Consider the following 5,725-nt stretch of genomic DNA (forward strand, 5'->3'; position numbering starts at 1 on the left):
AAAAATACAATTTTCTTAATGAAAATCTAAAATTATAGTAAAAATATAATTCATGTTTTCTATAAAATTTATAAAAAAGAAAGGATGTAATTTCTGAAATAATAGCTATAATAATTATTGAATTCATATATATAACTGGTCCAAAAACACAACCAATTAATATGCTCCATATCAAGAACACGACTAAATTAACTTTATAAAATTCACAAAATACTCGTAATCTTTTCATTACTCTTCAAATTTTTGAATTAAATGTACTCAATTTTCAAAAAACAATCACTCAATTTTTATTGTCAATTTCGTACCTTTGCAAACTCAATCGTAATTAAAAAATGGAAGAAGAAAAAAAATCATTGAATTTTATTGAGCAAATCATTGAAGATGATTTAGCCAACGGGATGCCGAAAGAAAATTTACGTTTTCGTTTCCCACCAGAACCAAATGGTTATTTGCATATCGGGCATGCAAAAGCAATCTGCTTAAACTTCGGTTTAGGACAGCGTTACAATGCGCCTGTAAACTTACGTTTTGATGACACTAATCCTGACAAAGAAGAACAAGAATTCGTAGATTCTATCCGCGAAGATGTGAAATGGTTAGGTTTCGAGTGGGCTGAAGAACGCTATGCTTCTGATTATTTCCAGCAGCTTTACGATTGGGCTGTTCAATTAATTAAAGAAGGAAAAGCGTACATCGACGATCAATCTTCAGAAGTGATTAATGAACAACGTAAAACACCTTTTGAACCTGGAATTGAATCACCTTTCAGAAATCGTTCTGTTGAAGAAAATTTAGATCTTTTCGAACGAATGAAAGCGGGAGAATTTGAAGAAGGAACACATGTTTTACGTGCAAAAATTGACATGACTTCTCCTAATATGAACATGCGAGACCCTGTTATGTATCGTATTTTGAAACGTCCTCATCACCGCACTGGAGATACATGGAAAATGTACCCAATGTACGATTGGACGCATGGAGAATCTGATTATATCGAAGGAATTTCTCACTCATTGTGTTCGTTAGAATTCAAAAATCACCGCGATTTATACGAATGGTATGCGAATAATGTTGAGTTGCCAAATCAACCTCAAAAACCAAAACAACGCGAATTTGCTCGTGGTAATGTTTCGTACATGATTACAAGTAAACGTAAATTGATGAAATTGGTTCAAGAAGGAGTTGTAACAGGTTGGGATGATCCACGTATGCCTACAATTTCAGGTTTGCGTCGTCGCGGTTATACGTCAGAATCTATCAAAAATTTCTGGAATACAGCCGGTGTTGCAAAACGTGATAATGTATTGGATATTTCGTTGTTAGAATTCTCTGTTCGTGATCATTTAAATAAAATTGCACCTCGTGTTTTTGCTGTCATTGATCCAGTAAAAGTGATTATCGAAAATTATCCGGAAGGACAAGTGGAGGAATTAGAAATTGAGAATAATCCAGAAGATGAAACCGCTGGAACTCGTATCGTTCCTTTTACACGTGAAATCTATATCGAACGTGAAGATTTTATGGAAGAAGCTCCTAAAAAATTCTTCCGTTTATCTTTAGGAAATGAAGTTCGTTTGAAAGGTGCATATTTCATTAAAGCTGAAAGAGTAGAAAAAGATGCTGAAGGAAATATCACAACAATCTATGCAACTTACGATCCTGAAACGAAGTCTGGAAGCGGAACTGAAGCTTCTAAACGTAAAGTAAAAGGTACATTGCATTGGGTTTCTGCAACAGAGAATATTCCAATCGAAGTGCGCGAATATGATCGTTTATTTACAGTTGAATCGCCAGATGCAGAGAAAGATGTTGACTTTTTACAATTTGTTAATCCAAATTCTTTAACTGTAAAAGAAGGTTTTGCTGAGCCTGCTTTGAAAGAAGCTAAAGTGGAGGATAAATTCCAATTTCAACGTATTGGATATTTTGCTTTAGATCGTGATTCTTCTACAGAAAAATTAATTTTCAATAGAACTGTTACGCTTAAAGACACTTGGGCAAAAGTCAATAAATAAAAATCTATTTTATTAAATATCAAGCTCGAACAAATTTGTTCGAGCTTTTTTTATTATATTTAATCTAAATTATCAACCATGAAAAATAAAATCACTTACATCATATTTACTGCATTTATCACCTTATCAAGTTGCAAATCAACCAAAGCGACAACAGAAGAAAAAGCGAATGATTCTACTGATAAAATTGAAAAAACGCAAGAACCAACACTTATTGGGAGATGGAAATTGATAAAACTTTCAGGTGGAATCGTAGGACGCGAACAACAACCTCCTGCAGATCGTGTTACAGTTATAGAATTTACACCTACCGAAATGGTTACAATTATCAATGGCAAGGAAAAAAATCGAGTAACTTATAATGTAGCAAAAGGGAAAAGTATTCACAAAACAGAGCTTGTTCCAATGATTTTTACCAATGGAAACACTTCGATGGGAAAAAGTTTTCATCTTGAGCAAAATATACTCGGAATTAGCGAAGAATTTCATGACGGTTTTTATTACACTTATATAAAAATTGGCAAAAACGATGACGGATTACTTAGAGAATAAAAATTCGATAAAAAACTGGAATGAAGATGATCGTCCACGTGAAAAATTAGCTATAAAAGGACGTTCATCACTTTCTGATGCCGAATTGTTAGCCATTATTATGGGAAGCGGAAATCGTGAAGAGTCGGCTGTAGAATTAGCCAAACGAATCTTAAATTCTGCTAATAATAATTGGAATGAATTAGCTAAATATTCAATTGTAGATTTATGCAAATTCAAAGGAGTTGGAGAAGCAAAAGCAATTTCGATAATCACAGCAATGGAAATTGGTAGAAGACGAAATGCACAAGAAGTTTTGGAACGTGATAAAATTACTTCGAGTAAAGATGCAGCCATCATTTTACAGCAACAAATTGGCGATTTACCAAACGAAGAATTTTGGGTAATGTTTCTGAATCAAGGAAATCGAATTATAAAAACTGAGCAAATTTCGCGAGGTGGAATTAATCAAACCGCCGTCGATATTCGAGTAATTTTTAAACGCGCCTTAGAATTAATGGCAACAGGAATGATACTTTCGCACAACCATCCCTCTGGAAATCTAACTCCAAGTCAATCTGACATACATATTACTCGAAAAATTAAAGAAGGTGCTACGCTTTTGGATATTCAAGTTTTAGATCACATTATTGTTTCTCAAAAAGACTTTTATTCATTTGCGGATGATGACCTAATTTGATATCTTTAAGCTTTATTGAAAACTATTTTGAGTCAAGAAATCATCATATTTACAGAAAAAATTACGAGTCGAATTGAATATATTTTCGATTTTATTTTTCATGATTTTTTGGGAATTGACTACAAAACGACTACAGATTTTGATGAGTTTTCACAATCAATTTTACCAAAAATCAACTTTTCGAATCAATTTTTTGATAATGAAATCAATTATAAAGTTGATGATATTTTATTAGAAATAACTATTCGAAAAGATATTGATTATTCAATTTTAAATGAATTTGGTAAATGTTTTTATTTTCTTTCTCGTTATGAAGAATACATTGCAAAACCAGAACAATTTGATCAACACAATCGTTTTTTAGGTTCGGATTTAGATTATTCGAAACCAATTGTAGATGAAATTTGTCTTGAAATTCAACAAAAAATAAAGTCTAAATTTCCTAAAATATCTTTTAAACAGAGAGTTTTCAAACAGATTAATACTCACGATGTAGATTATGCATGGAAATATCTTCATCATTCACCTAAAGTAAAATTTGGTTCACTTTTTAAGAAAATTATTAAAGGAAATTTTTCGGAAGCAAAACAGCAAATCAAGGTTTTGAATCAGAAAGAAAAAGATCCTTATGATACATTTGATTATTTGAAAGATTTAGCTGAAAAACATCAAATTGAAACAGTTTTCTTTTGGTTATTGGGTGATTATTCTACTTTTGATAAAAATCATCAATGGAAAAATAATGCTCAAAAAGATTTAATGAATAACATTTCAACTTGGGCAAAAATTGGAATTCATCCTTCTTATCAATCTAATTTTGAAGAAAATAAATTAACAACTGAAATTAATCGATTAGAAAAAATCATCAATCAACCGATAAAAAAATCACGTCAACATTTCATTAAATTGAACTTTCCATACACTTATCAACAATTGTTAATAAACGAAATTTCGGAAGATTACACCATGGGATTCCCACATCAATTAGGCTTTAGAGCTGGTACTTCTACTCCATTCAAATGGTTTGATTTATCAACAAATCGACAAACATTGTTAACAATATATCCTTTTGTCGCAATGGATGTTACATTGAAAAATTATTTAAAATTAACACCACAACAGGCTTTAGAAGAAATAAAACGATTGAAACAAACAATTAAAGCCACAAACGGAACGTTTATAACATTATTCCACCAATCAAACTTGAACGAAGATTGGGCTGAATGGCGAAAAGTTTACGAAAGTATTTTTGAATGATAAAAAGAGTTTCTCGAAAAAAATTAGATGTTAATAAATACACCGAATGTCTCAACAAATCGGTGAATTACCGCATTTATGCCGAAGTTTTTTATTTGGATGCTTTAGTTGAAAACAATTGGGATTGTTATGTTTTGAACGATTATGAAGCCATAATGCCTTTGCCATATACAAAAAAAATTGGTATAAAATTTATTACACAACCAATTTATTGTCAACAACTAGGAGTTTTTCATCAAGAAAATTTCTCAAAAGAAACTTTTCAACTTTTTGAGAAAAAACTACATCGAAATTTAGTGAGAGCTTATGCTTTTAATGAGGAAAATACAGAGATTTTTGAACCGAAAGGAATAAAGCGAGTGAATCAAATTTTGGACATTCGTCAATCTTTCAATATAATATTTGAAAATACATTAAAAGACAGAAAAAAAGATTTTAGACGAAATGATGTTGAAGAATTAAAAATTATTAAAGAAACTAACATCTATAAATTCATAGAAATACAGCAATCAAATCATTCTTTTACTGAAAAATTAGACTTAAATCTTTTTCAGAATTTTTTAACTAACAATTCTATTTCAAATCACCTTATACAATTTACATTGAATACAAAAGATGATAAAACTCTATGCTCTGCTCTAGTTTTGCAAGCAAAAAAAAGAATCATTTTATTAAGTTCTGCAAGAAATAAAAACATCGAAACAAAAGGCGGATTTGCTTATTTAATATATAAAATAATTGAACATTTTTCTGGAAATCAATACATATTTGATTTTGAAGGCTCTAATTTAGAAGGTGTAAATAAGTTTAATAAAAGTTATAATGCAAAAATAAATATGTATACAACCTATTGTAATTTAAGTTTTAAAAAAAATATATTTCTTTCGAACAATAACTTTTTAATACTATAAAATCAGATTTTACATTTGGTACGACAGGAATAAAAGATGATGAGATTACAACAAATATTCAACGTATTCCGATGGATAATTGTATTTCTGATCCCACAATTTTTATCCAAAAAAATCGTTATAAATTCTATATTCAAAAGTTACTACAAAAGCATATTGTTTCTCATTAATACAAAACGAGTGAAAAAAATTTACCATTTATTTATTACTTTATTTTTCTTAATCATTTATCGTTTAGGAAGTTTTAGTAAAATAACTTTTGGTGATGCTGCTGGAAAAATATTGGATATAGTGTAATCTTCCCTAAAAAC

At 30.2% G+C, this 5,725-nt stretch carries 5 protein-coding genes; all 5 read left to right on the forward strand.

Features of this window, described 5'->3' with window-relative positions; genetic code table 11:
- Window positions 1-332 precede the first annotated feature (332 nt).
- The 5 genes from B4E95_RS11135 to B4E95_RS11155 all read left to right on the forward strand — a co-directional run bounded on the left by B4E95_RS11135 (window position 333) and on the right by B4E95_RS11155 (window position 5,414).
- On the forward strand, window positions 333-2,015 hold the full coding sequence (locus tag B4E95_RS11135) for a glutamine--tRNA ligase/YqeY domain fusion protein (protein WP_291091558.1): 1,683 nt from the start codon (window positions 333-335) through the stop codon (window positions 2,013-2,015).
- A gap of 78 nt (window positions 2,016-2,093) precedes the next feature.
- On the forward strand, window positions 2,094-2,567 hold the full coding sequence (locus B4E95_RS11140; RefSeq protein WP_291091560.1) for a hypothetical protein: 474 nt from the start codon (window positions 2,094-2,096) through the stop codon (window positions 2,565-2,567).
- Window positions 2,545-3,246 carry a RadC family protein gene (gene radC, locus B4E95_RS11145; RefSeq protein WP_291091562.1) on the forward strand — a complete coding sequence of 234 codons (702 nt, stop codon included), beginning with the start codon at window positions 2,545-2,547 and terminating at the stop codon, window positions 3,244-3,246. The genes B4E95_RS11140 and radC overlap by 23 nt, the downstream gene beginning before the upstream one ends.
- A gap of 27 nt (window positions 3,247-3,273) precedes the next feature.
- Window positions 3,274-4,503, forward strand: a complete 1,230-nt coding sequence (locus B4E95_RS11150) for a polysaccharide deacetylase family protein (protein WP_291091564.1) — start codon at window positions 3,274-3,276, stop codon at window positions 4,501-4,503.
- Entirely contained in the window at window positions 4,500-5,414 is a 915-nt protein-coding gene (locus B4E95_RS11155; protein WP_291091566.1) for a hypothetical protein, read from the forward strand. Before B4E95_RS11150 ends, B4E95_RS11155 begins: the two co-directional genes overlap by 4 nt.
- Window positions 5,415-5,725 lie beyond the last annotated feature (311 nt).

Origin of the sequence: Empedobacter sp. UBA7494 (assembly GCF_002478465.1) — a bacterium.
Classification (GTDB): Bacteria; Bacteroidota; Bacteroidia; order Flavobacteriales; family Weeksellaceae; genus Empedobacter; species Empedobacter falsenii_B.

Bases quoted from the DNA above. Each gene is read 5' to 3' on its own strand.
- B4E95_RS11135 (WP_291091558.1), top strand. From the start codon at position 333: ATGGAAGAAGAAAAAAAATCATTGAATTTTATTGAGCAAATCATTGAA.
- B4E95_RS11155 (WP_291091566.1), top strand. From the start codon at position 4,500: ATGATAAAAAGAGTTTCTCGAAAAAAATTAGATGTTAATAAATACACC.
- B4E95_RS11140 (WP_291091560.1), top strand. From the start codon at position 2,094: ATGAAAAATAAAATCACTTACATCATATTTACTGCATTTATCACCTTA.
- radC (WP_291091562.1), top strand. From the start codon at position 2,545: ATGACGGATTACTTAGAGAATAAAAATTCGATAAAAAACTGGAATGAA.